We start from the raw sequence: 25,765 nt of genomic DNA, 5'->3' as shown, positions 1-25,765 counted from the left end.
TTAAAAATTAATATTAACATTTAAGCCTAAACTTCTTGTTGACGGCTGATTAAAGATATCTACACCCTGAAGTCCTAAACCAGTACTTGCAGTGATATTAGGATCAAAAGGAGCTTCTTTATATAAGAAAAACAAATTATTTGCTATTAATGATAATCTAATACTTTCGAAGAAATCAGATTTGATTGGTAATTTATATCCTATAGATAATTCTCTTAAACTCACATTAGTTGCATCATATACATATTCTCCTAACATTCCGTCGCGACCTCCAATTGCATTATAGTATTCTTGCGCAGTAATTTGTGAAGCAACTCCGTTTTCATCCACAACATTTATTTGTCCTCCATTTGTGTTTCTGGCATCTGCAGTAGCTTGAGAAACCCCATATTTATCATTTACTGCTTCAGTAACACTCACAACATTTCCTCCAAACTTACCATCAATCAAAAATGAAAATGAAAAGTCTTTAAAGGTAAAAGAGTTATTCCACCCTAAGGTAAAATCAGGTTGAGCGTGAGCCACTGTTGTGAAATCGGTTGACTGAAGTGTTCCTGAGCTATTAACTACTGGAACTCCATTTTCGTCTCTCACTAAAGATCTGGCTTTAATACTTCCAAAATCTTCTCCTTCTATTAAAGAAAATTCATAGCCATTTACACCTCTACCTGTTATAATTGCTTCCCCGTTTTGTAATGAAGGATGTACTGATACTACCTTATTTTCATTTTGGGCAAAATTTAAAGTAGAGTTCCAAGTAAAGTTATCCGTTACAATAGGTTTTCCATTAATAACCAATTCTATACCTTTATTTGTAATTTCTCCTGCATTTACAATATTTTGAGTGTATCCTTGTGGATTTGGTGCGGCTTGTATAAAGAAAATCTGGTTTAATGTTTTAGTATCATAATACGTAAACTCAACTCCTAAACGATTATCGAATAATCTAAATTCAGCACCAATTTCAAAAGACTTTTGTCTTTCTGGCTCTAAAGTTTCCCCTGGGATTGGCGCAAAAGGAGCATTACTGATACCGTTATTCGTTGAATTTATAGAATTTAATGGAATGGTTGCATACACTGGAATATCCTTACCTACTTCTGCATAAGAAACTCTAAGTTTTGCAAAATTGATAACTTCTGGTAACTCGAACATTTCTGAGAATATTCCTGTTAAACCAACAGATGGATAAAAGAAAGAAGTACTATTAGTATTTACTAATGTTGAAGACCAATCTGTTCTTCCTGTTACATCTAAATATAACATTTTCTTGTAGCCAATATTTGCTGAACCAAAAATAGATTGTACTTCTCTATTGGCAACTGACTGTGCTATGTTATTTGTGTTTTGAAAATTAGCTAATGTAAATACATTCGGGAAATTAAGTCCATTGCCATCTCTACCTGAATCTAAGAATAATTTATCTCCAATTTTAAACTTAGTTAAACTTGTTCCTAATAATCCTGTAAAACTAATGTCTTCACCAAAATCACGTGAATAATTTGCAATAAGATCGATATATTGTTGTGTGTTCTCTGTTTTTTCTAAAATATATCTACCATTATCTCCTGAATTAACTGGATCTGTTCCCGCATACTGACGCTTATCAAAAGTGAAGAATGTTTTATCATAACTTCCTCTAGTTTGTAATGAGAAATTCTCTGTAATCTGATATTTTAGCGATAAGTTTGCTAGTACTCGTTGTACCTTATCATAACTTGGATTTCTATTAATTAACCAATATGGGTTTTGTTGAATATTCTCATCAAAAGAAGATGCAAACTGATCGTAAATATTTCTTGAGGTATCAAAATATTCGTATTTGTCCTTATAAATATTTCTATCAATACCAACTGGATGCAGATATACTCCCGTAAGTGGATTAGAATACAAACCATTGGTTGGTCTATTCCATATAGATTGATCAGATAAATTAACGCTAGCAGAAACATCTATTTTATCATTCAAAAATTTTGCTGTTTCTCTTAATGTTAATGAATTTCTTACTAATCTATTTTGTGGAATCACACCAGAACCTAAAGTATTAGCAAATGAAAAATAAGTTTGTGCTTTTGCATTTCCAGCTGTTAATGATAAAGCATTTATTGAAGTATATCCTGTTTTGAAAAAACCTTCTGCATCATTCGACAAACCTGAAGCTCTACTACCCCACGATTTTGGATCAGAAACCCTACCATTTTCAGCTATTGGATTATTAACTGAAGCCGATTGATACTCGGACTGCAACTTTGGTAAAGACATTACTTCATCCATCGTTATACTAGAATTTACATTCACTGACAACTTCCCTTCTTTTCCCTTTTTAGTTGTAATTAATATTACACCATTTGCACCTTGACTACCATATAATGCAGAAGCCGAAGAACCTTTTAATACTGTTATAGATTGAATATCATCTGGATTAATCAACGACATTGCATCTCCTCCATCTCTATTACCAGTTTGGCTACCAAAGATATCTGTTCCAGGTTCTGATCCATTAGAACCATTCCCTTGATTTAACATTGGAATTCCGTCTATAACATAAAGCGGATCATTATTGGAAGTGGAAGCGTTACCTCTTAAAACAACTTTGGCTGTTCCTCCTAATCCTGACGAACTTCTGTTGATAGTAATACCAGCTGATTTACCCGATAAACTATTTAAAGGATTCGTTTGCTTTACTTTTGTTAATTCATCTCCGCTAACTTCTTGTGCAGAATATGTTAAAGCCTTTTTCTCTTTCTTAATTCCTAATGCAGTTACAACAACTTCGTCAAGTACGTTTCCTTCTTGTAATTCTACATTAATTATGTTATTGTTTCCAACTTTAACTCTAAAGGTTTCCATTCCAATGAATGAAAATTCTAAAGTATCTCCAGATTTTGCTTCGATTGAATATTGTCCGTCAAAATCTGTTTCTACACCTTTATTTGTTCCTTTAATTACTACGTTTACTCCTGGTAAAGGTTCACCATCCATTTTAGATGTTACCTTACCTGATATTTTAGTTTGAGCATTTATCCCCCAAAAAGACATCAACGAAAAACATAGCAGTAATAGTATTTTTTTCATATGTAAAAAGATTTGAAATAGTTGATATAAAACTATGGTATTAGCCTCTTTATCGAAAAAAAAATATCTGAATGACTTCAAAAAAGGAATGAACTACATAATTTTACGGATAAGAAATAATAAAGTCAGATAAATTGATTTTTTCAAAAAAAAACAACATTATTGATATAATTTTATCAATATTAATTGCAAACAAGCATAATTAAATGAGCTTACATTTCAATAAAGAAAACTACAAATCAATTCCGTTAAAATATCATTTTTTATTTTGGATTTGCTACTTTACTTTCAACATAATTAGGTGGGGAAGTTATTTTAATGATTACTATTATTCTCTGAAATCAAACCTTGTTGAATTCCCAATACACATTGCTTTAGTTTATACTAATATATACTATTTTATCCCCAAGTTTTTAGTAAAGAAGCAATATAAAACCTATATACTTTGTTTATTTCTTTCATTAGGAATAGTCTATATAATTCGAACTGGTTTAATTTATTTTTTGGTTACCGAAAACATATGGCCAGAGGCTTCTGGGAATCAAAAAGCATTCACATTTAATCATATTGTTGCAGTAATTATTGGTGAACTTTATGTTGTTGCATTAGTAACTACTATTAAATTAACTGTAGTTTGGATCAATCAAAGAAAGTATGTTGAAGAATTATCAAAGGTGAATTTACAAACAGAATTGAAGTTTTTACGGATGCAAATTCAACCTCATTTTTTCTTTAATACGTTAAACAGTTTATACTCTTTAACATTAGATAAATCGGACGAAGCTCCTGAAGTTGTTTTAAAGCTATCAAACATTATGGAATATGTAATTTATGAAGCAAAAGAAAACAAAGTAAAACTTATAAAAGAAGTTCACCTTATTGAAAATTATGTTGATTTACAAACAATACGTCGCTCTAATGATATTGATTTAAAAATTGAAACAGCTGGAGATTTAGAAAAAGCAGCAATTCCTCCTTTAGTACTCTTATCTTTCATTGAAAACAGCTTTAAGCATGGTAAAAAAGATGATGATTTTTATATCCATATTTTTATAGAAAGGAAAAAAGATGGAGATATCTTTTTTTCTATAGAAAATAATTATGTAAGTTTCGAATCAGAAAAAAAATTAAATGGTGTTGGAAACGACAATGTGAAAAGAAGGCTAGAATTATTGTATGGAGAAAATTATGATTTAAACATCACGCAGGATAAGGCTAAATTTAAAGTAGAGCTACTTATTTTAAATAAGGACAAATTAAAATGAATTTAAACTGTATTATAATTGACGATGAACCTTTGGCTATTAGGGTTATTGAAAACCATTTAAAAGAATTCAAAAACTTCTCACTAATTGGAAAATTTAATAATCCAGTTGATGCTTTACCCATTATAGAAAACGATATAGTAGATGTTATTTTCTTAGATATTAATATGTCTAAAATGAATGGATTGGCTTTTCTTCGAAGTATTCCAATTTCATCCTATGTTATTATCACAACTGCTTACCGAGAATATGCTGTGGATAGTTTTGAATTGGATGTTTTGGATTATTTAGTTAAACCCATTCCATTTAACAGATTTATGAAATCAATCAATAAGTTAAATCAACAAATTTATTTAAGACAAAACGCTCAAAAAACACAAACAGATCTCGAAACCTTTATCTTTTTAAAAGTAGACAAAAAATTAGTAAAAATAAGGTATCAGGATATATTGTATATAGAAAGTTTAAAAGACTATATAAAAGTTTTTACTATTGATAATAGTTTTTTAGTCCATAAATCTTTATCAAGTATTACGGAAGAATTGCCAAGTAAAAAATTTATACGCATTCATAGATCTTATACAATTTCATTAGATAAAGTAGATTCTGTAGAAGGAAATCTTATTGAAATTGGTAATAAAAAAATTACTATTGGCAGAAAATATATCAGTTTAACGAGAGATGTTATTTTAAATAGAGAATAATTGCTTAAAATATATTCTTGGTCGTTAAAATGATGTCGTACGTAGATTTTTTTTTAATTCTCAGAAGATAGTTTCTAGTATTATATCCCTAAAGGATAAATCTAGATGAATAAAAACTATCGAACAGCAATCTTAATTATTATTGGATTATTCTTCATATTCGGTTTTGTAACTTGGATAAATGGAGCATTAATTCCGTTTATGAAAACTATAAACGAACTTACAGAAGCTCAATCATACTTGGTGGCTTCCGCCAGTTATATCTCATTTGTTGTAATGGCTTTACCTGCATCGTTTTTAATTAAAAAAACAGGATACAAAAAGAGTATGTCTGTCGGGTTAATTATTATGGCTGTAGGCGCTTTATTGTTTATTCCAGCTGCGAATACTAGAACGTATTGGTTATTTCTTCTGGGGATTTTTATTCAAGGTACGGGAATGGCAATTTTACAAACTGCTGCAAACCCATATGTAACTATTTTAGGTCCTATTGAAAGTGGTGCGAAACGCATTGCTATCATGGGAATTTCAAACAAGGTTGCTGGAGCTCTTGGTTCATTGCTATTTGGTTCTTTGCTCTTATCTGAAATTGACGGTGTTGTAGAAAAGTTATCCGTTGTAAGTAATGCTGAAAAAACAGAGTTGTTAAATGTAATGGCAGGTAATATTATTATGCCATATATAGTTATGGCTATTATTTTATTTATTCTTGGAATTCTAATTCGGTGGAGTCCTTTACCAAATATTGATACCGCAGAAAATGCAGGTGATACAACTACAAATACTAATAATAAAACTTCTATTTTTCAATTTCCGCATCTATGGATAGGTGTCTTAGCTTTATTTGTTTATGTTGGAGCTGAAGTAATAGCTGGTGATACCATTATCGCTTATGGGATTTCTTTAGGTATTTCTGTGACAGAAGCCAAGTTTTTCACCACATTTACTCTTACTGCTATGATTGTAACTTACGGTTTAGGAGCATTGTTGATTCCAAAATATATTAGTCAAGGATTAGCGTTAAAAGTAAGTGCAATCCTTGGAGTCATTTTCACCATTTGCATTATAAACACTTCTGGTTTTACATCAATTTTATTTGTAGCTGCATTAGGAATTGCAAATGCTTTGGTTTGGCCAGCAATTTGGCCTTTATCTTTAAAAGGGTTAGGGAAATTTACAAAAACAGCCTCTGCTTTGTTGGTAATGGCTATTGCTGGAGGTGCAATTATTCCACCGTTATATGGAAGGTTGGTGGATAGTACTAAAGAAGATTTAATTTCGAGTGGTATGAATGAAGCTACTGCATTGGCAGAAGCATCAACTAATGGATATTGGATATTAATTCCTTGTTATTTAATTATCTTATATTATGCTATTTACGGACACAAATTAGGTAATAAATAAACTCAAATGAAACGAATACAATCCATAGATGTTTTTAGAGGATTCACTGTTGCAGCCATGGTATTAGTGAACAACCCCGGTGATTGGTCTACAGTTTATGAACCTCTTTTACATGCAAAGTGGCATGGATTGACTCCTACTGATTTAATATTTCCTTTTTTCATTTTTATTGTTGGTATTTCTATATCACTAGCTTACAACGATACAAAACCCTCTAAAGTAATTTATCGGAAAATTCTCACACGAAGTTTAAAATTATTTGGACTCGGATTATTCTTAAACTGGTTTATAACTAGTTATCCTTTTTTAAGTAGCTATTCAACCCTTAGAATATTAGGTGTATTACAACGCATAGGAATTGTGTTTTTTGTTACTTCCATATTGTATCTCAATTGTAGTAAAAAAGCATTACTTCTAATTTCAGTATTAATACTAGTTACTTACAATGTTTTATTAGGAGTAATTCCACTACCTAATGGCTTACTTCCGAGTTTTGATAGAGTTCCCAATAACTGGGCTAATTATATTGATGTAAAATTACTTGGGAATCATTTATGGAAACCAGACTATGATCCGGAAGGAATTTTAAGTACAATTCCAACAATTGTGAGCTGTTTAGCGGGAATATTTATCGGAGAAGTTCTTAAGATACATAACAAACAGAAGTTACTTAAACTATTATGTATTTATAGTCTTTCCTTTTTAGCTTTGGGATATATCTGGAACAGCTTTTTCCCGATCAACAAATCTTTATGGACAAGTAGTTTTGTTTTAGTTACTGCAGGATGGGCTTCATTATTTGTACTGGTTTTTTACTATTTATGTGATATTAAACAAACATCCTATGTGAACCTATTTACTTATGTAGGAATGAACGCTATTGGTATTTATTTTTTATCGTCTTTCATTTCTAAAGTGTTCTACTTAGTGACGATTAATAATGGGGAAAATGTTCATAGCTTTTTATATAGCAACTTCTATAATAGCATTATTAATAACAATAACCTTGCTTCTCTATGCTATGCATTAACGGTATTGTTAAGCTACATTTTACTTAGCTATATTCTGTTTAAGAGAAAAATATTTTTCAAAGTTTAAAAAAACAAATGGCCTTGGTTTCCAAAAAAATACATCAAGAAAAACATGTACTTTCAAATGTGCAGAATCACGATTTTTCAAAATTGATTAACTGGACTAGTGCCTATTTCGATCTTTTTCTTCAAGAAGACTTAAAAAATAAACTAATTATATTTTGTCCTAATGGCGCTATTACTATTCAGCATTGCGAACACACATTAGAACTAAAAATAGTAGTAGAAAATAAAATTACTGTTGCTTGTTCAAGGTATTGCCAACAAATACTTCACATATATAACTGCTGTATCTAAAACAATAGAATAAATGACAATAGAATTAATCGTTACAATAACCAAAAAGTAATAACATATCTTATTCTAACATATGTAGGATATTGTTGAATATTGTACACAACTTTGTAATCGTTTCTAACATATACCACTTGTATTCACGTTTCAATATTCATAGTAAAAGTATACATACACTAAACAACAATATAAAAGCTCTAAAATAGTTTGGTAGAGAATTTAATTTTTCCTTATAACAACTATTAAAACATAAATTACCTGCAACTTTCCAAGACTAACAGAGTTGTATCTTTCGCATATAGGAAAAGTTCACAACCAATAATTTTATAGCTTGTTGCATTCTGCAACGCAGTCATAAAAAGATTTTCTTGTTTGGAGTTTTTACATATCATGCGTGTTGACATAATATCTGAAAAATTAATTGTATCCCCCGATATTGAAATTTTACCTGAAATTTTATTACAGCCACCATTCCCATTAAATCTACTAGCTCCTTTAACTAATGTTATTTGAGAGGTTTTAATGATCGATGAATTAAACGTTGATTCGCCACCAAAATTAGAGATGATCCAGTTGTTATATATTGAAAGCCCTTTTTGTTCATTTTTTGATTGGCTTAAAATTTTGACTAACTTATATTGTACCTTAGTATCATTTTTATTTGATGATTTGACTTTACTTTTCTGAACTTTCAACTCATAATTGTATCCATCTTCTAATGTGAAGCCATCTATTTGACCATCATAGACTTTCCAATCTTCCTTATTTTTTGTTTTAATGTAGTAACACTGTTGATTAGTATTAACGCATTTTCCTTCTTTGGAGGTAACCAAAATATACTCAGTTGTGTAAGACGAATTGCATGATATAAGAAGCCCTACTACAAGTAAAAATGATGAAATTAATGTTTTCATGTAATTATCTTTTATTTAAAATTAGTCATAATAATCGAGATCATAAACTAATATTTTTATCACTAGTTATTTTTATAACATTCATAGTATTTTTCTAAACTAGTACCTCAAAGTAAATTTAATAAAGAGAAAAAACTATTTACTAGTACTAACCAAGATATTCATCGATAAATTTATAGAATAACATTTTGAAAAATCTAATATGAAGTATAATGTAACTTAATGTAAAAACTCTAAATCTTACCTACTACATAAAGATTATTGAAAAGGCTGAAATGTCGAAAATAATGTTGAAATCTAAAATGAATTTGCTTTTTGTAAATTAGTTCTTATTTTTTTAATAGCATAATTTGTACTTCGCAAAATAACCACGTTACTCAAAAAATAACGTGGCTTAATTCTTATTTAAATCTCGGATTACAAATCCGAGCTATCGGGTCTTAATTGTCAATTTCAAAACAAATAATTTTTGGATCATAAATGATAGGAGGATTGTCTAAATTGTAAGACGGTAATTTACCTGTAACATCATAGAAATGATGATCAGTTTTCTTAAAAAAAGAATGATCTATTTTACCATACAATAAAACAGGAATTTTATTATAGGTTGTATATCCTTTTAGTTTCTCGAAAAGTTCAGGTCTATGATTTTTGAAAACTTTATAGTCTGTTATAGTTATGCAAATTTTATTTTTTGATAATTGTTTTTCAACATTTAATACTAGAACTTTACTTTTAAATTCTCCAAACAAATTATTATCAATAATTAATTCATTTAGAGCATCTATTAATTTATCATTATTAATTTCATGTGTTGAACTTAATCCTAAAAATTCTTCGTAACTGTAATTCTGATTTTGTGATTTACAGCATATAACAATTGTGCTTAATATTACCAAAAGATACTTTTTCATATTTAATCTAAAACTTTTTTATAATTATATTTTGTTAATTTCAACCTTCCAGCTGTTTTTATATACCAATCTATCTTAATTCCTGGGAACTTTTCCTTGTAATAAAGAGCTACTTTCTTATCACCGTCTTTTGAATGAAAAATAGAATAGCCTGATGGAGTACTATTACCTGAAGGATGACTGTGAGTAAATGAGAACTTCTTAAAAACTCCTTCCAATATAGTTTCTCTAAGTATATCTAACCCACCTGCTTCACTATCTACAGAAAAGGAAGTTGAAATATAAGCATGATTTGGATAAGTAAGTAAAGAAAACTCAACATTAGTATTATATACTAACCAATTATATAATAGCTTTGTTTTACTAGAATTTGGTGCATAAAAGTATTGATATAAAGGATTTCCCTTTGTATAAGAAGTATCTTCGTCTACATGATTTAAAATTCCTTTATCAACAAATTTCTCTTTTTTTGTTTTTTCTGATATAAGCTTATCAACTTCTTTCCCATTTTTATCAAAATACTTTTTATCATCAACTTTTGTAATTTTACCATCTTTCGAAACTTTATAAGTGTCATCTGGTGATTCACTTGATTCAGAATTTGATGATTGATTCTTATTCCTATAAAATTCTCTACCAGCGCCTAACTCAAATCCAGACCAATCAGCTCCACCAGTAGTAGCATCAGCTCCACTAGGATCAGCCCAAAATATAGGGTTATTATCAAATGCTACACTTGTTCCGAAAGAGTGATGCGTAACAGGATCTATTCCATTAAATCTACCAATTGTAGGATCATACATTCGCACGTCCATTTCATGAAGATTTAGCCCTAAACTTTCATTATATTCAACTCCATTATACCCAAACTTTTGCGCCGTACTGTTTCCTATGGAGTTTACGGTATTGTTATATCCTTTATGTTGCAGTCCAAATGGATAGTAATTCTTTTCTTCAATAATTTCAGTACTTGCTGTAATTACACCATCACCATTTACATCGGTATATGATAAACGAATGTTTCCTAAATGGTCTTTGTATTGGTAAACGTAATCAAATGATGAGATTGCCGCGCTACCGCTCGCAATGACAGGTTGTATGTAACCTTCTGCGTGGTTAAAGAATTGTAAATCTCCATTTTCGTAAATGTGATTACCAGCGTATTGTGTTATGATAGCTGGAGGTCTTGTACTACTTACTTCTGTTACTGTTTTAGAAAGTTTTACTCCACTTGCATCGTAAACATAATCAATAGTACCCGTAAGTGTTGTACCTGTTTTACCAATACTTCCCATACTAACTTTTGTTGGTAAATTCAAATGATTGTATTCAATACTAGTGATACCTTTGTTAGCATCGGATATCATATTTCCATTAGCATCGTAGGTATAATCGTTACCTGAGTTTGCGCCATCTTTAAAACCGTAGGTTTTATTAGCAATATCGGTAACTTTTAATAATTTATTTCCATTATCATAGGTGTAGTATAAATTATCCATTCCTCCAAATGTCGTCGCTCCTGCATTTGTATGACCATATCTATATAATCGCATTATATTTCCATTCTTATCATATGAAATTGGAATATTGTTATGTCCTACATCATAATTTGATGTTGAAACACCTGAAGCATTTGTAATACGATTCAAAGCATCATAGGTATAGTTGTAGGTTTTTCTAGTATTATCTACATTTTGAGTTTGCCAGCTGGTTTGGGCAATATTACCATTATATAAACGCTTGTTTAGCTCCACACTTGGGTCGTTGTATTGTATGCTAAAGTTAAACAAATCATTGTCATTTGAAACATCATCATTAATATTTGTTAACCATCCACGTACATTGTAGTTGTAATCAACTTTTTGTAATCCTTTACTGTTGTCTACGATTTTGAAATCTTTGATTTTACCTCCTGTGTGATACATACTCACATCTCCAAATAATTCTTCAGTAGACTTCTTTGTTGAAACATAAAAAGTTTCTCCATTTTTTTTGTAATGAATGGTGTTTCCTATACGTTCTACTCTGAATATATCCCCTGCGTTATAGCTTAAACGTATGCCTTTATTTGCTCCAGATTCGTAGATATAAACTGAGTGATTTATATAAATAGCAAATTTTATACTTTGAAATGATGCTGTATTATTATTATTTGATAATCCTGCCATGTAGTATTTCCCTTTCGTCTCTGAGATAAATTCAACATAACCATCTCCATTAATACTTCCTTGAGTAGAAATATCACCATCCCATGAGGTATTTCCTCCACCAACTTTTGTAATGATATTATCAGAAACCGAAACAACTGACTCAATATTATATCTATATCCTGCTTTCGTTCCGTTTCCTAATACTTTACTTTCTAACTGACCCATATCATCGTAATTGTTCTTTACGATACGCTCAGAAATTTGATCATCTATTTGTTGGTTTTGACTTACTAAACGATCCATATGGTCGTATTCAAAACGATCAATGGTTACAATAGGGTCTTTACCCGCTTTTGTGTGTGTGGTTTTTGTTTCTAACACTTTTCCTGTAAAATCATCTAATTTACTTTCTACAATATCTGTGGTTTGTAAATAATCGTTTTTACTATATACATAAATAGGTCGTGCTTTTTTGTCGTAATACGTAGCTGTGGTAATCCAACTACTAGTTCCTAAAACTTTTACTTTTGAAACTGTTGCTAATCCTTTCGTATTGGTGGTAACATTGTCAGTATCACTATAGACTTTTTTAGGAGCTACGAAATCAGTCGGTAAATTTATATAGGTATCATAATAGTTAATCGTATAAACTTCACTAACAACTCTCGGAATTGCTGATTTTGAATAATAAATATCGACTCCTCCGTAGTTTTGCTTACCTGTTGTTCTGTTTTCGTATTGCTCATAATCTCCTGTGTTAGCCGTATTTTGCAAAGTTGTTCTCGAAGAAAGGTTCTTCGTAATTCCTGTATATACAACTCTTCCTAACTGATCATACTTTGTAAATAACAACTCTCTATCTAATTGACCATTTGAATTTGTTTTAACATGTTGATTAGCATCTTGAGTTAATACAGGACGATCTAATTTATCATATACGATATATTCCCATCCTTTGCCTGGTATTTTCTTTTCAACCAAACGGTTTCTATAGTCATAGACATATTGATAACATAATTCACTTAATTGTGTTGAAGTTGGTTTTGCAACTGTTCCTTCTGCCTTTGGAGGAATTACATAGGTTAAATTCCCAAAGTCATCATATACATAATACGTATCGTGTTTTTGATTTTGGTTATACGTGCGTTTTAAAACTACCTGTCCACTTTTGTTTTTAAACTCTTCTGTAGTATGGTCTTTGATGTGTGTCTGATCCGACTTCCAATTCTCATCTTTCGTAACGGTTTTTGACAATTCTCCTTCTCCATAAGAAGCAGTTCCACCTTGTAAGGTTGGTGTATAGGTATTATTAGCAAAAGTTGTTGTTACAGAATAAACTTTAACTTCTCCAGTAGAATTTACATCATAATCAAACTTAATCTCATGTCCGTTTCCTAATTTCCAATCGGTTCCTGGAGCAGCTTGTTGTGTAACTCTATTTAACGGAGAGTAATCATATGCTTTTTCTGAATATGCATTTACTTGAGATGGTAGAGTTACTCCAGCAAAGTCTTTCGCATATTTATTTGCATAATATCTTTGCGTTTCTATTCCCATTTCACCCGTACGAAAGTTCGCATCACCACTTCCATTAGTAAGTGGTAAATACTCTTTGGTCATTCTGCCTAAATTATCGTACTCTACATGTGAGACAATATCTTTGATATTCTCCTGTGCAATTACAGGTGAACTTTCAGTAATCACATCATCTAACGGGATTTCTCCTCCATCCATCTCTTGAAACAATGGACTCCAAAAGTATTGACGAACGCTGGCATCTGTACAGTAATACAAATAATTTCTTAATCTGGTAGATGTTTTATCTGAACGCCATCTAAATTCTATTCCATCCAAAACCTTATTTCCATTCGTATCGTATACACCACTTACTCCTGAATCTGAACCTCTATAAGTGTGAGGATGTACAATACCAACTAATAAATACCATTTGTTTGCCTCTGGTAAGAAATTAACGATAAAATAAGGATTGGAATTAATTGTTCCACTTAAATTGTTAACATCATTCCAACCAATTCCATGATATGTTCTCCCATGAGATGTTGATCCGGTTTTATTTTTCTTAACCCAAATTGTATAACGATAGGTTTTGGTATTATCAATCGTAAAAAAATCTGTATTCCAGCCTCCATCTGCTCCACTAGCAGCATCTGGTATACATTCCCATAGTAAATCTGTACCTCCAAATGGGGTAGTTCCGCTTACAATTTTGTTCTCAGTTGAAGCTCCGTTTCTGTTAAAAAAATCAGTAGCAGTTGCATTTACTGTCCAATCAATTGGAATAGTATTCTCAGAAACTGTATTTCCTCCCGCATTAACGCCAACAGTTTGTTTTAAACGACCTAGTCCATCAAAATACTGGACGCTAGTCATTACTTCATCTTTATTATGTCCTGTAATAGGTGTTGTAGTTCCTTTCTTATACACCTTAGTTACTACATGATTCTCATTAGTGCTTTGTGCGTACATCACAAATGGCAACACTAAAAGTATAAATACTAACTTTTTCATCTTTTTCTTAATTTTTATAGTTGTACGTGTGTTCTTTTAAAATCTCTTCCTCTGTGTTTTTAACAAATTTTAATCTGTTAAATTCATCGTACTCATAATACATTACCTCTCCTCTTGGATCGGTTATACTCGTTACTCCAACCAATGGATCATAAGTAAAAGTTGTAACCTGTGATGCAGCAAAAGCATTACGTAAGGCAGTTAAATATGAACGCAAAGTATTCTCCTTAGCTTCATTTGTATCATTATTAGAAGCATTAATTGCATTTACAATTGCTTGGTTTTGTTCTGGAGTGAAATTATAACTCACATAGTAACGTTTTTTATCAGGCTGATAAACTGAAGTCATCTGTAATCCCTCAATTTTAGCAATTGGTTGAGTTTTATTATACCCCCAAACATAGTAAATCATTGATCCATCTTTTTTACTCACTACTTTTGGATTTCCATAATCATAATCATGAAAAATAGCTCTATCTTCTACTAAGGCTTGGTTTCCTTTACTTGTTTGTATTACAGATGGTAATAAAACTCCATTAAAAGGACCATATTCCGAATGTTGAACACCTAATTTGGTGCCATTTTTATAAGAAGTAGAAGTTACAGGTTGCATTCTATTTTGAGCCATTAAAGATGAATTATACCCGTTCTCTGTTTTATAGACATCTCCTCTACTATCAGTCATTTCAGTACGCTTTAACTGGTAATGCCTAGGGTAATCATAGAAATACTTCGTTTCACTCTCCAATACTTTGCCATCGAAATAATTGCGTTCGGTAGTGCTATACAAATCTACTGTTCCTCCTGTTAAATAATATACACGCAAACCTGAAGTATACCTGTCAAGAGGATTAACAGGCCTTTTCCTCATAAATAATGGTAGCTTAAATAATGTTCTACTTTCATTGACTCCAACTTTTCCTAAGGAACTCTTTTCTTCAGTCCAACCTAAATATTCTGCTGGTGGATTAAATTTAAAATCAGGATAGGTAAAAGTACCACCAACAAGGTCAAAACCATAAAAATGATCTCCATACAAATAATTAGTGATTACTTCTTTTTCTAAAACATACCCTCTGGAAGGAACATTACTATAGGTTAATGTATTTACGTTTTTACCTCTTAACCATTCGTTATCTGTCGGGGGATGATAAGGAAACTCATAATAATCTCCTCCTCCATCAGGTAAATTTGTAAAATAATATTCTGTCTTACCTTCATTTATATCTTTTGTACCATTAAATTCTGTTACAAAAGAATAACCAATAGTATTAGCCTGATAAGAACTAAAAGCACTTGTCTGGTCAAAATAAGCAATTATAAAATTAGTACAAGCACTATTATTTTTATACTTATCGATAAGCAAATAAGAAGGTAAACCTATTACAACACCACTAGTATTTCCGCCTCTATTATAATCAAATTCTTTGATTCTTGTATCATGTTCAGTAATATACTCTATCTTTTTAATTCTTTTACCACCAGAGTATAGCATAGGTATGGGTTGATCATAGGTAATGGTTAATTTGAAATCATAATCAGGATTTAAATGTAAATCTACTGGAACATTAGGATGCCTTGGGACTAAAGGCTTGAAACTAACTGTTCCACCTCCTCGGCAAGTACTAAAGCTAACTTCTCTACCTATTTCCATTTCATAACCATCCTTCAGAACTTGAAAAATACAGTCTGGAATATTTGGATCTCCGTTAGCTTCTCTTACATGAAAACATTCTAGTTTGTAAGTTGCAGTAACTCCTGCAGGAATATCATAATTTAATACCTTATAAGTTCCAGTAGAACTATCAATGAAATCACTCTTTGTTAATTCTATTTTTACTCCTACCTCAGACTCTGGATTAATATCAGGTGTAACTACCTCGTTAATAAAAGAAGGTGACGCTCCCGTATTATGTTCATAAGTGAACTTAGTTATTCCTCCTGTAGGATACTTAATCTGCTCTAGAATACCTGCTTTAGAGTTTTCTAAATGAACCCTTCTATCTGGTTTGAAAGTACCATACTCAAACATTCTTAAAAAAGGACCGTTACGCTCTGCCCCATTGTAATATCCCCAATAATCTTGACGAGTTGAAAAACGACTAGGTAAAACAGTAGAATTGTATGTAAATTCATATGGAGGTAATTTCGCCTCCGAACTACCTTCTTCATCAATACTGGTTAAAAACATACGTTTTAACGACTTCCCAAATAAATTTAAATTGGTAATATGACTTAATACATTTGAATAATCAGTACTTGTAGTATATGTATAATTTAAATCAAATGCCTTTATTTTTCTATTATTTTGATCGTAAACGGTTATTTTATCAAGAGCGTGCCCTTCATAATCTTCTCTTAAATTAGTTTCTTTTGTAAAAACAATACTTCCTTGGTTATAGGTTATTCTACTTAATTGATAAACCGTCTCATCAATCCTATTTATTTTAGAACTCATTGTTAAAATATTCGTCATATCTCCCAAATTAGTAGTTGATGCAGGATATGGGGAATGTTTATCATAAGATTTATCGTATCGCTGTATACTTTCTACTTCATAGTGGTAGCTAATCATCTCTCCATAAGCAGTTTCTATATCCATGAGCTTCCAAGAACTGAAGTTTTGTTCACCAGATCCATGACCATCTCTAACAACATTTCCATTATAATATATTGATTCTCCTATTGAAGAGCGTTGATAATCTCTTGCTTCTCTTTGTCTATCTTTAGAAATCCCATAGTAAAATGTATTACCCGATGCATCTATAACTTTGAATCCAATTATTCGCTTCTTTATCCTATTAATAACTTCTCGCTCTGAAATTATCTTTACATCACCAAAACTTTGAACAACAGGCTCTAAAGTTTCATAATCAAAAACAAACTTTCCACTTGTTCCTCCTCCACTAAAAGTAAATTGATCTGGATAATAATCATAATCTGTTATTTGGGTCTCTCTTGAGAAAAAATTAGCTCTGGCATCCTCGCTTAATGGAACAGACATAAAGTCTGAAGCATTTCCTAAATAACCTGACTCATCAGCCTTCCCTCTAATTTGACGTGAAATATCACCGCCATACGTTAGAGACCAACCCATTCCTGTTCTTGGAGCTGTCTCAGAAACTTTAACTCCACGACCATGATAACTTAAACTGATTGGAATTTGGATTCCTTTTACCGAAATAGTATGGATAGGAATTGAAACATTTGCCATTCCCGTGTAATGAGATACTGGCACTTCAGTAAATCTTGATAATGCCGCCGCTTCTGGTGATGGCGGAACTACTTCAGGTAAAAAATTACCCTGAGAAGATGTACTTCCTCCTCCAATAGGACTTCCATTTGACCCTGTGAGTTGACTATAACCCATAAAAGATCCAAGCGTTATAGCAACGCTTAACAATAATTTTTTCATAAGATTAATTGATTTTTTAGCAATTTTTAATTAAACAATTATTTCTCCGGCGCAAATATACATACTTTTAGTTATTTAACTAATATGTTGTCACTTTTAAAAATTGTTACCCAAAGTTTTATAGCTTTTTTTACTTATTGTTATCATATTGAATATTGAGGGGAAGGTTAATCAGAAAGTACTCTTTTTAAAATAACTTCTAAAACTAAATACTCTTTTCGCCTAGCATAATTTTTTTTCTTCAAAAATTTATATGACTTAATTTCTCCTAAACTCTCTCTTTCAAAAAAGTTTAAAAACTGCAATAAATTATTAAAATCCCCCTTTAACGTAATCGGGTACAAATGTGATTTGATAGAATTATCTAAAACCTCTATTGGGTTGTTAAACTCTAGAATTTGAATTTTTGATAATTCTTGATGAGAATTGATTTTTTTTAATAAAATTTGTTGAAAAGAGTTATCCACAAAAATATTCTCTTTCGCCAAAACAGAATCTATGTATTTGCCTTCTTGATTATATGCGAACATTTTTGACGTAACATTGTCAATCTCTATCTTTTCCTTTACCAATTTTTGGTATCGGTTTTTTAAATCTAACGTACTTTTAAAGGCAGTATAATACAATAAGGGTAGTATTATTAAAAAACCTACTAGTAAGATGATATTCTTTCTCCTATAATCCATTACTTTAGTTGAATTAAAATATGAAAACTAGATCCCTTTTTTCGTTTCTCTTTTTCGGTTGCCAACTTAAGTAACTGACTAATCCATTTTTTTTGCTCAATAGAATCTATCCAAGATGTAAATTCATCATAATTATTTAACACTCCTTTTACTTCAATTTCTCCTTCTTTAAACACCACTTCTTTTCCTTTTCTTAAAGTTCCTTTAATTGGTTGATAATTTATCTCCTTTAAAACAACCGATTCAGGGATGTTCTGTACTATTTGATCGGTGTATTTAGACACCGATATCAAACTTGAATTTTCTAACTCAGATAGTAACTTTCTTTTTTTACCTAATGTAACTGAAATTTTCTTCAATTTGACTTTTACATCTTTTTTAAGCTCTAATTCTTGTTGAAGATCATTTACCTTTTTATTATAATTGTTAAAATACAGAAAGTTAATGAGTACTAAAGAGAAGATAATTCCTAGGGCTAATTTATAGCCTATGTTGAATTTTCTTTTTTCCTTAAACCTTTTAAAGTATTCATTTGAAAAATGAATATTGCCTTTTATGTAAAACCCAACAATTGCTGCTAACGATAAAAGGTATGAATTTTGAATTTTTAAGCCATTTATGTTATAAACTTCCTTGTGAAACTTTCTCCCATCAATTTCTTCTATATATGTGTTTTCAATTAATATTTTGGCATTAGAAGTATAAATATTTGCATCTTCAATTAATTCTCCAATATTTAACAGAGATAGATTCCCTAAAAAGACATCTAAAATATCTATTTCCTTAGAGGAATACTCTTGAACAACTTGATTTAGATATTGGTTCCTTGCGATTGAAATAAACGATGTACTTTTTGAATACGCTACCTGTGCATGAAAATCGTTTCTTACTAATGTTGGATATGCACTTTTGAATACTAAATCTTTCTTCGTCTCAACAATCGGGATTGATTTTGATAATACTTGGTTATTATTAATTACTAAAACCAAATGAACTTGTCTGATTTTTTTAAGATAATTGATAACATCCTCAATCGACAAAAAACTCTTTGAATCCTCTACAGTTAGTTCATTCTTTATTTTACGTAATTGTAAAAAATGAAATTCTTCTCTTCCGTTACTATCAAAAGAATGTTCGACCGCACCGTAAGTATTTCCATATAATAAACGGTCTTTCATTTCTAACGTATAATTGTTGGTTTAATTAACACTGAAAGTTTTTTCTTTGAATCGACTCTTGTTTTTTTACTAAAAAACCATTTTATAATAGGTATTCTAGCTAGAAAAGGTACTCCAGAACCTGAATCACTTTTAAGGTTTTCTTCGAGCCCTCCTAAAATAACTATATCTTGATTTTTAACCCGAACGATAGAATTGAACTCTCTTGAATTTATTCCAGGAGGGGCTTCGTCGTCATTATTGAGACTATTTACAAAATTTGATTGTAGCACATTAATAGTCATGGTAATTTGATCGTCTCCAGCAATCATTGGTCTTATTGAAATCGATAAATCCGCATCAATAGGAACATAATTTTTAATCTCTCTAATTTGTGGGTTTTGAGAACCAATAATATCTCTTCTGATTACAGCATAATAAGTTCTTTCACCATTTGATAAAACGGCTTTATGCCCGTTAAGTGTTGAAAGTTTAGGAGTGGATCTAATTTTGAGATTTCCATTTGTTTCCAAAGCTTGAATTTTTGCATAAAAGTTTGGAACTACTTTTCCTATATTTTTTGATCCAAAACCGTTAAAACCTCCAATAATATTATTAATTGTATTAGCCCCTAAAGTAACATTTCCCGATGGAAACAAAGTACCAGAATCCTCTACAGGCGCATCCCCCAAGCCAAGTTCTACTCCTGTATCTACAGTGGCTGTTTTATTTACTTCGATAATCATAACCTCGATAAGGATAACTGGTATAGGTTTATCAATTCCTTTAATAAACTTTTTAAATCTTTTGATTTTTTCTGGATCTCCTGAAACAATGAAGCTATTCAACTCAGGATCTGTTTTTATATCAAAATTCTTAGTATCTTTATTTGTAAATTCTTCCGGAATTAAATCTTTGAATGATTTTAAGCCTTCGAAAGGATTATCTTCTTCAGTTTTATATGTTGGATTTGTTTGATAATCAGTACTTCCTTTATTTCTATCGTTACCCCAACCATTAGTAGTACTTCCACTTAAATTTTGAATTGAGCCGTCTGTAGAGCCAATATTACCGTTATTAGAACCTCCAAATAAAGAACTATAATCATAATCGTTTTGTTTAATTCCAGATGGAGTAGTCATCATTTCAATTGATCGATGCATTAAAGGAATAACCTCATAGGTTTTTACTGCCTTTTTATCACCTTCAGAAAAATAATAAACTCCGTTTTCCTTCTTATAGGTTAGACTATCTTGGTCCTGTAATATTTTTGTTAATAACTCATCAAAAGAAATTTCTCTTCTTTTTAATGTAACCGTATTCGTTACTTTAAAATCAGTAGTCGTATAATAATCGATATTTAAAGCCTTACTAAATTCTTTAATAATTGTTCCAATTTCCTTATTTTTAAAATCTACCTCTAAAATTTTATTTATTGAATCCTTAACAGTGTAGGAGAAATTTGAGGATCTAAAAACCCTTAGACTTGAGTTATTATTCATGTCACTTCCTCCATTGGCTGAATTATTGTTTTCCTTTGATTGAAAAATGTAATAATCGTCCTTGGTTTTGGTTATAACAAAATTATTAACAAAGGCCAGTTTTTCAATTGCGCCGTTTAAAGGTTTATCCTTAATAAATCCTGTTATCTTTTTTTGTCGCGCTGTTTCATCTGGAATTAAATTTGTACCTGTAACTTCTGTTATTCTTCTTAAGGCCTTCCATAATTCGTCATCATTAAATTCCGCAGAAAACAAATCATTCACCTTATCATACTGAACAAATAATTCTTCTTCGATCTTTGGCTGCTCTGGCTCTTCATAATCTGTCAACGATAATATGTTACCCACCATATTAATTTGTAGATTGAACTTATTACAAATATGAATTAATAAGTCCTTAACAGTTACTTCCTCAAAATAATAAGTGATCTTCATATTTGATAACTGAGGAGTATCCGAAAAGTTTATTTTATGATCACGTGTAACTTGATTTAATAATGTACGTATATTAAGACTATCAGTATCAATATTTGAAACCTTTTCATTTAAAGCAGGAATGAAAGTAGCTATACTATCCAATTTCTTTTCTAATAGTACTATTCGTTCATTTTTAGTTTGACCGAATAAAACTGTACTCATAAATAGTACAACTATCAAAACTATACCTTTTCTCAATTTCAATTAATTTAATGTTAACTTATACATTTCTTCTTTCGACTGGTACTCCGAATTAATACCGAATACTACCCATTCATAGTCTCCAGCTGCTAAATTGTTCATAAAAGTTGTTTTTGTTACCAATGTATCAGCTAAAATTTTAGTCGCATTTAAAAAATTAGGTGTGGCAATTCTCACTTTATATTGATCTGCACCTTCAAGTGATTTCCAAGAAAAGATAATGTCTCCAGAAGTCATTACTGTTCCATTTATAGGTGCTAATATTTCAACATTTTTATCCGAAATGTTATCAACGAAAATCGCTTCACACCCCACAAGCAACGTTACAAAGAACATTACTATTATCATCTTTTTCATAATTGATTAATTTAAAACGGATGTAAAAGTAAAAAATAAATTCTTTTTTCTAATTTTGTAAGTGAAAATTATAATTATATTGAAATGAAACTGAAAGTATTAAACAAAAAAGTAGACGCCTTTAATTTACAAGAATTATTAGTTGTAATGGTGATAATTGGTATTTTAGTATTAATTGCTATGCCTAACCTTATGAAAAATGTTACAAAAGCCAAGGCTACTGAAGCAAGATTACAATTAACCCATTTACACAGCCTACAAGAAGGTTATTTCTACACCAATTCTAAGTATTCCAATAACTTTAATGATATTGATTTTGAACCTCCTGCAAAAGATGCATATTATAGTTATGAAATAACTGAAGCATCAAACAGTACTTTTAAAGCTCGAGCAATTGCTAATACTGATTTTGATGGAGATGGAACACTAAATGTTTGGGAAATTGATCAAGAAAAAAACTTAAAAGAAGTAACTAAAGACTAACTATCCTATTACGGTACTTAAATTAAACATCGGAATATACATCGCAACCAATATTGTAGCTACGACAGCTCCTAGAAACAATATCATAACTGGCTCTATTACGGAACTGAGCATTTTTGACCTGTACTCTATTTCTTTGTTATATTGTTCTGTTAAACGTTGAAAAATAACTTCGTTTTGATTTGTTTCTTCAGCAACTTTAATAAGAGAACTCATCTTAGAATCAAAAACGTTATGCTTTGCTATGCTTTCCGATAAAGACTTACCTAAAAGTATGTCTGACTCAATCCGTTTTAAAGCGTTTTGTAAAGGATAAAATGTAATCATCTTTTGTGTTAATTGTATTCCACTTAAAAGCGGGACTTTTGCACCAATTAATAAAGAAATAGCCTGAGTGAACTGGGCTATTTTTATTTTTCTAATAAATTCTCCAACAAATGGGATTTTAAGTAAAAAAGATGAAGAATACTTTTTATACCATATTTTATCTTTAACTAATCTTTTTGAAATTAAAGAAACACTAAAAATTAAGATAAAAATCCAATAATAGTCTCTGAAAAAATTGGACGCATTTATAATTTTACTTGTAATCCAAGGAAGCTCAACTTTATTTTGCTTAAATATTTCGGCAAACATAGGAACAACAAATTGCATCATAAAAACTATTGCTATGATAGCAGTTAGTAAAATAACTATCGGATAAGATAAAGCTCCAACAATAGTTCTTCTTTGATCATTCTTACGTTTGTAAAAATTACTCAACTCCTCAATTACAGCGTTTAAGGTACCTGTACGCTCTCCTATCTGTACAGAATAAAATTCATAATCCGTAAAAACCTTTTGATGATGCAATGCCTCTGAAAAGTTTTTTCCTGAAATTAATTCTTCAATGACATTTTCGAAAATTTTTTGATCATTTTCCTTTTTTTGCTCCTTAGAAATTAGCTCAACAGCATCTTTTAATTCCAAACCTGCTTGAAGTAGTACGAAAAGTTCTGTATAAAAAGCCTCTTTCTTTTTATCTGAATAAGGTGAACCAAATAAATTGATTTCTTTCTTCAATAGCGCATCTATATCAAAGCCATCATTTCTTTTAGCTTTTTTAACCTTCTTAATTTCAAATCCCATAGTTAATTGTTTAGATAAGATGCAGCATCTTTAATAGTGTAAATAAATACCTCTCTATTATTTATATTTTCTGATGAAAACCGTAAAGCATCTATCTTACCACTTTTCACTTTTTGACCGTTCAAAAAAACCGTAAATTCATTCACAACTACCTTAAATGTATCTTTATTTCTTAAAACCTGCTTATTATCAATTTTGTAAAAAATAGAATCTAATGGGTTTTTTAGTTTCAAAATTTGATTTTTGTAATCTGCAATTCCAAATGTATTTAAATCTCTATTTAATACTTTTTCTAGGCTTAACAACTCCTCTTTTAACGTTAGTCGATTTTGAATATTATTTACTTGTTTTCTAACCATTGAAAAAGCCATATAACTCAAAGAAATAACAATAGTAGAAATTATCATTACAACAATTAATTCAGTTAATGTAAATGCTTTTAATTTACTTTTCACGAATTATTTTTTTTACCAAACTTTTATTATTTCTCTTTGTAGTTACTTCAAAAGTAATCCAATTTACAGCTTTATCTATTTCTTCAACAACACTGATATTATACTTACTATTATTTACATAATAAGGAGTTTTTAGTTGATCATTTTGATACATGTAAATTAATTCATTTAACACTACTCTTTGATCTGAATTATTTTTAAGATTTAAAGTTTTCATCAAGTTCACTAAAACACTCATTGCAATAGCAAAAACAGTTATTATTATTACAGTTGCTACTAGTACTTCATTTAAAGAAGAAGCTTTTACTTTTTTTAATATAACCATTTACTCACTCCTTTTCTATTATCATTACCTAGGATACCAATATAATTATCTGATAACTCACGAGCATTCATAACCCCGTTGTAAATATGATTTATATACCTTCTTCCGTTTTGTTTTGCGATGAAATTATTTGTGTATAATTCACCTATGACTGTCCCTAATATTTCAGTATTACCCTGACAATATAATTCTCCTGTAATTACAGAACTTGTATTAATCTTAATCTGAGGATCCAGATTCCTTTCATTAGATTCTTTCTGTAAAAAATAGACTCCTCCACTTACATAAGTTCCACTATCAATAAAAATTCCATCCTTTTTATCTATCCTATCTGAATCGTATTTTAACACTAAACATGATGGGTACGTTAATTTCACATTTTTTTCTATGATTATTCTTTTTGAAGCAAATGCTTGAAAACTTCCTTTAGTTCCCGATTTAACCTCAATTTCTGGAGCAATCAAAATAACATCTTCAAGAGATGTATTACCAGCCACAACTATTTTAGAAAACGACTGAATAATTATATTACCTTTTAATGAAACCCCTTCTAGTAAAATTGGTAAATAATCTTTGTAAACTAATGTTTTACTAATATATGAATTAACAACCTGATCTTTTATATTAATATCTAGAGCATCAGAATCTGATTCACTTATAATATTATTATTTGTGAAAAGACGCTTTACAAATCTATTTTCTGGTAAATTAGAACTACTTGTTCTAATTGCTCCATAAACAAGCTCATCTCCATAATAGGATACTCCTGATATATTTCCTCTTTTGACACCTCGCCTTGGCAAATAAGCATTTCCAATAATCCTAGTCTTACCTACAATTACGAGAGGTGTGTTATTTTCCACCAAATAAATAGACTTTCTTTCTTTATTGACGCTACCCATCAAAGCAATCTTACTAAACTCTTCGTTTTTTACTTTCGAAGTAACTTTCACCAAATCATAAACTCCCCACTTAGCAACAACAAAAGTAGTTTCTTCATTTGCATTATCAGAAAATTGTATTGTTTTAGACAAATCTTCAAAAGAATTTAAACTTAAAAACTTGAATCCGTTAGCTGTGTTTAAAATAGCTTTTCCGTAATGATCTCTTTTTTTCTCTAATTTTTGTTGAAGATTAATAAATTGAATGAAGGAAAGAAGAATTATCAGAATGATTATTCCGATAACAAGCACATATTGTAATGCTCCAGCCGATACTTTCTTATTATACTTAAACATG

Annotated in this window: 18 protein-coding genes; 5 read left to right on the top strand and 13 right to left on the bottom strand. The window is 30.4% G+C overall.

What is annotated here, in order from left to right; genetic code table 11:
• Nucleotides 1-3,075, bottom strand: coding sequence for a SusC/RagA family TonB-linked outer membrane protein (locus BTO06_RS01370; protein ID WP_100923607.1), 3,075 nt, complete (start codon nucleotides 3,073-3,075; stop codon nucleotides 1-3).
• Between the two features lie 206 nt (nucleotides 3,076-3,281).
• On the opposite strand from BTO06_RS01370, the gene BTO06_RS01365 reads away from it, so the two are divergent.
• The 4 genes from BTO06_RS01365 (at nucleotide 3,282) to BTO06_RS01350 (ending at nucleotide 7,546) form a co-directional block, all read left to right on the top strand.
• Entirely contained in the window at nucleotides 3,282-4,340 is a 1,059-nt protein-coding gene (locus tag BTO06_RS01365) for a sensor histidine kinase (RefSeq protein ID WP_100923606.1), read from the top strand.
• On the top strand, nucleotides 4,337-5,044 hold the full coding sequence (locus BTO06_RS01360; protein ID WP_100923605.1) for a LytR/AlgR family response regulator transcription factor: 708 nt from the start codon (nucleotides 4,337-4,339) through the stop codon (nucleotides 5,042-5,044). The genes BTO06_RS01365 and BTO06_RS01360 overlap by 4 nt, the downstream gene beginning before the upstream one ends.
• A gap of 105 nt (nucleotides 5,045-5,149) precedes the next feature.
• Entirely contained in the window at nucleotides 5,150-6,448 is a 1,299-nt protein-coding gene (locus BTO06_RS01355; protein WP_100923604.1) for a sugar MFS transporter, read from the top strand.
• A gap of 6 nt (nucleotides 6,449-6,454) precedes the next feature.
• Nucleotides 6,455-7,546 (top strand): acyltransferase family protein, encoded by a 1,092-nt coding sequence (locus tag BTO06_RS01350; RefSeq protein ID WP_100923603.1) that lies wholly within the window; start codon nucleotides 6,455-6,457, stop codon nucleotides 7,544-7,546.
• A 541-nt stretch (nucleotides 7,547-8,087) separates the two neighbouring features.
• Here BTO06_RS01350 and BTO06_RS01340 read toward each other — a convergent pair.
• The 8 genes from BTO06_RS01340 to BTO06_RS01305 form a co-directional block, all read right to left on the bottom strand.
• Nucleotides 8,088-8,747: an META domain-containing protein gene (locus BTO06_RS01340; RefSeq protein ID WP_100923601.1), complete on the bottom strand. Its 660-nt coding sequence runs from the start codon at nucleotides 8,745-8,747 to the stop codon at nucleotides 8,088-8,090.
• A 440-nt stretch (nucleotides 8,748-9,187) separates the two neighbouring features.
• A complete protein-coding gene (locus BTO06_RS01335) occupies nucleotides 9,188-9,661 on the bottom strand; it encodes a hypothetical protein (RefSeq protein ID WP_100923600.1) in 474 nt (157 codons plus the stop codon).
• A 2-nt stretch (nucleotides 9,662-9,663) separates the two neighbouring features.
• On the bottom strand, nucleotides 9,664-14,340 hold the full coding sequence (locus BTO06_RS01330) for a DUF6443 domain-containing protein (RefSeq protein WP_100923599.1): 4,677 nt from the start codon (nucleotides 14,338-14,340) through the stop codon (nucleotides 9,664-9,666).
• A gap of 7 nt (nucleotides 14,341-14,347) precedes the next feature.
• Nucleotides 14,348-17,755, bottom strand: coding sequence for a hypothetical protein (locus tag BTO06_RS01325; protein WP_157811699.1), 3,408 nt, complete (start codon nucleotides 17,753-17,755; stop codon nucleotides 14,348-14,350).
• Nucleotides 17,756-17,922: 167 nt separating this feature from the next.
• On the bottom strand, nucleotides 17,923-18,441 hold the full coding sequence (locus tag BTO06_RS01320; protein WP_100923597.1) for a hypothetical protein: 519 nt from the start codon (nucleotides 18,439-18,441) through the stop codon (nucleotides 17,923-17,925).
• Entirely contained in the window at nucleotides 18,441-19,619 is a 1,179-nt protein-coding gene (locus BTO06_RS01315) for a hypothetical protein (protein ID WP_100923596.1), read from the bottom strand. Before BTO06_RS01315 ends, BTO06_RS01320 begins: the two co-directional genes overlap by 1 nt.
• Before the next feature lie 2 nt (nucleotides 19,620-19,621).
• Nucleotides 19,622-21,739 carry a type II secretion system protein GspD gene (locus tag BTO06_RS01310; protein ID WP_100923595.1) on the bottom strand — a complete coding sequence of 706 codons (2,118 nt, stop codon included), beginning with the start codon at nucleotides 21,737-21,739 and terminating at the stop codon, nucleotides 19,622-19,624.
• Nucleotides 21,740-21,781: 42 nt separating this feature from the next.
• On the bottom strand, nucleotides 21,782-22,135 hold the full coding sequence (locus tag BTO06_RS01305) for a hypothetical protein (RefSeq protein ID WP_100923594.1): 354 nt from the start codon (nucleotides 22,133-22,135) through the stop codon (nucleotides 21,782-21,784).
• An 84-nt stretch (nucleotides 22,136-22,219) separates the two neighbouring features.
• Here BTO06_RS01305 and BTO06_RS01300 point away from each other — a divergent pair, with 84 nt between their 5' ends.
• On the top strand, nucleotides 22,220-22,618 hold the full coding sequence (locus tag BTO06_RS01300) for a type IV pilin protein (protein ID WP_100923593.1): 399 nt from the start codon (nucleotides 22,220-22,222) through the stop codon (nucleotides 22,616-22,618).
• Here the strand turns inward: BTO06_RS01300 and BTO06_RS01295 are convergent, their stop codons facing one another.
• Genes BTO06_RS01295 through BTO06_RS01280 form a run of 4 tightly spaced genes read right to left on the bottom strand, consistent with a single transcriptional unit; the run spans nucleotide 22,619 to nucleotide 25,764 of the window.
• A complete protein-coding gene (locus tag BTO06_RS01295; protein WP_100923592.1) occupies nucleotides 22,619-23,746 on the bottom strand; it encodes a type II secretion system F family protein in 1,128 nt (375 codons plus the stop codon). It abuts the gene before it with no gap.
• A 2-nt stretch (nucleotides 23,747-23,748) separates the two neighbouring features.
• Nucleotides 23,749-24,201 carry a PulJ/GspJ family protein gene (locus BTO06_RS01290; protein ID WP_100923591.1) on the bottom strand — a complete coding sequence of 151 codons (453 nt, stop codon included), beginning with the start codon at nucleotides 24,199-24,201 and terminating at the stop codon, nucleotides 23,749-23,751.
• Nucleotides 24,191-24,526 carry a hypothetical protein gene (locus BTO06_RS01285; protein ID WP_100923590.1) on the bottom strand — a complete coding sequence of 112 codons (336 nt, stop codon included), beginning with the start codon at nucleotides 24,524-24,526 and terminating at the stop codon, nucleotides 24,191-24,193. Before BTO06_RS01285 ends, BTO06_RS01290 begins: the two co-directional genes overlap by 11 nt.
• The gene (locus BTO06_RS01280; RefSeq protein WP_100923589.1) at nucleotides 24,514-25,764 is read right to left on the bottom strand and encodes a hypothetical protein; all 1,251 of its coding nucleotides are present in this window, start codon (nucleotides 25,762-25,764) and stop codon (nucleotides 24,514-24,516) included. Before BTO06_RS01280 ends, BTO06_RS01285 begins: the two co-directional genes overlap by 13 nt.
• Between the last annotated feature and the right edge of the window lies 1 nt (nucleotide 25,765).

Source organism: Tenacibaculum sp. SZ-18, from assembly GCF_002813915.1.
Taxonomy (GTDB): domain Bacteria; phylum Bacteroidota; class Bacteroidia; order Flavobacteriales; family Flavobacteriaceae; genus Polaribacter.
Note: the sequence above shows the minus strand (reverse complement) of the source record. Positions and strands in the feature narration are given on the sequence as shown.

Excerpts from the sequence above, each read along its gene's own strand:
- BTO06_RS01370 (WP_100923607.1), bottom strand. The coding sequence starts at position 3,075 with ATGAAAAAAATACTATTACTGCTATGTTTTTCGTTGATGTCTTTTTGG.
- BTO06_RS01365 (WP_100923606.1), top strand. The coding sequence starts at position 3,282 with ATGAGCTTACATTTCAATAAAGAAAACTACAAATCAATTCCGTTAAAA.
- BTO06_RS01360 (WP_100923605.1), top strand. The coding sequence starts at position 4,337 with ATGAATTTAAACTGTATTATAATTGACGATGAACCTTTGGCTATTAGG.
- BTO06_RS01355 (WP_100923604.1), top strand. The coding sequence starts at position 5,150 with ATGAATAAAAACTATCGAACAGCAATCTTAATTATTATTGGATTATTC.
- BTO06_RS01350 (WP_100923603.1), top strand. The coding sequence starts at position 6,455 with ATGAAACGAATACAATCCATAGATGTTTTTAGAGGATTCACTGTTGCA.
- BTO06_RS01340 (WP_100923601.1), bottom strand. The coding sequence starts at position 8,747 with ATGAAAACATTAATTTCATCATTTTTACTTGTAGTAGGGCTTCTTATA.
- BTO06_RS01335 (WP_100923600.1), bottom strand. The coding sequence starts at position 9,661 with ATGAAAAAGTATCTTTTGGTAATATTAAGCACAATTGTTATATGCTGT.
- BTO06_RS01330 (WP_100923599.1), bottom strand. The coding sequence starts at position 14,340 with ATGAAAAAGTTAGTATTTATACTTTTAGTGTTGCCATTTGTGATGTAC.
- BTO06_RS01325 (WP_157811699.1), bottom strand. The coding sequence starts at position 17,755 with ATGAAAAAATTATTGTTAAGCGTTGCTATAACGCTTGGATCTTTTATG.
- BTO06_RS01320 (WP_100923597.1), bottom strand. The coding sequence starts at position 18,441 with ATGGATTATAGGAGAAAGAATATCATCTTACTAGTAGGTTTTTTAATA.
- BTO06_RS01315 (WP_100923596.1), bottom strand. The coding sequence starts at position 19,619 with ATGAAAGACCGTTTATTATATGGAAATACTTACGGTGCGGTCGAACAT.
- BTO06_RS01310 (WP_100923595.1), bottom strand. The coding sequence starts at position 21,739 with ATGAGTACAGTTTTATTCGGTCAAACTAAAAATGAACGAATAGTACTA.
- BTO06_RS01305 (WP_100923594.1), bottom strand. The coding sequence starts at position 22,135 with ATGAAAAAGATGATAATAGTAATGTTCTTTGTAACGTTGCTTGTGGGG.
- BTO06_RS01300 (WP_100923593.1), top strand. The coding sequence starts at position 22,220 with ATGAAACTGAAAGTATTAAACAAAAAAGTAGACGCCTTTAATTTACAA.
- BTO06_RS01295 (WP_100923592.1), bottom strand. The coding sequence starts at position 23,746 with ATGGGATTTGAAATTAAGAAGGTTAAAAAAGCTAAAAGAAATGATGGC.
- BTO06_RS01285 (WP_100923590.1), bottom strand. The coding sequence starts at position 24,526 with ATGGTTATATTAAAAAAAGTAAAAGCTTCTTCTTTAAATGAAGTACTA.
- BTO06_RS01280 (WP_100923589.1), bottom strand. The coding sequence starts at position 25,764 with ATGTTTAAGTATAATAAGAAAGTATCGGCTGGAGCATTACAATATGTG.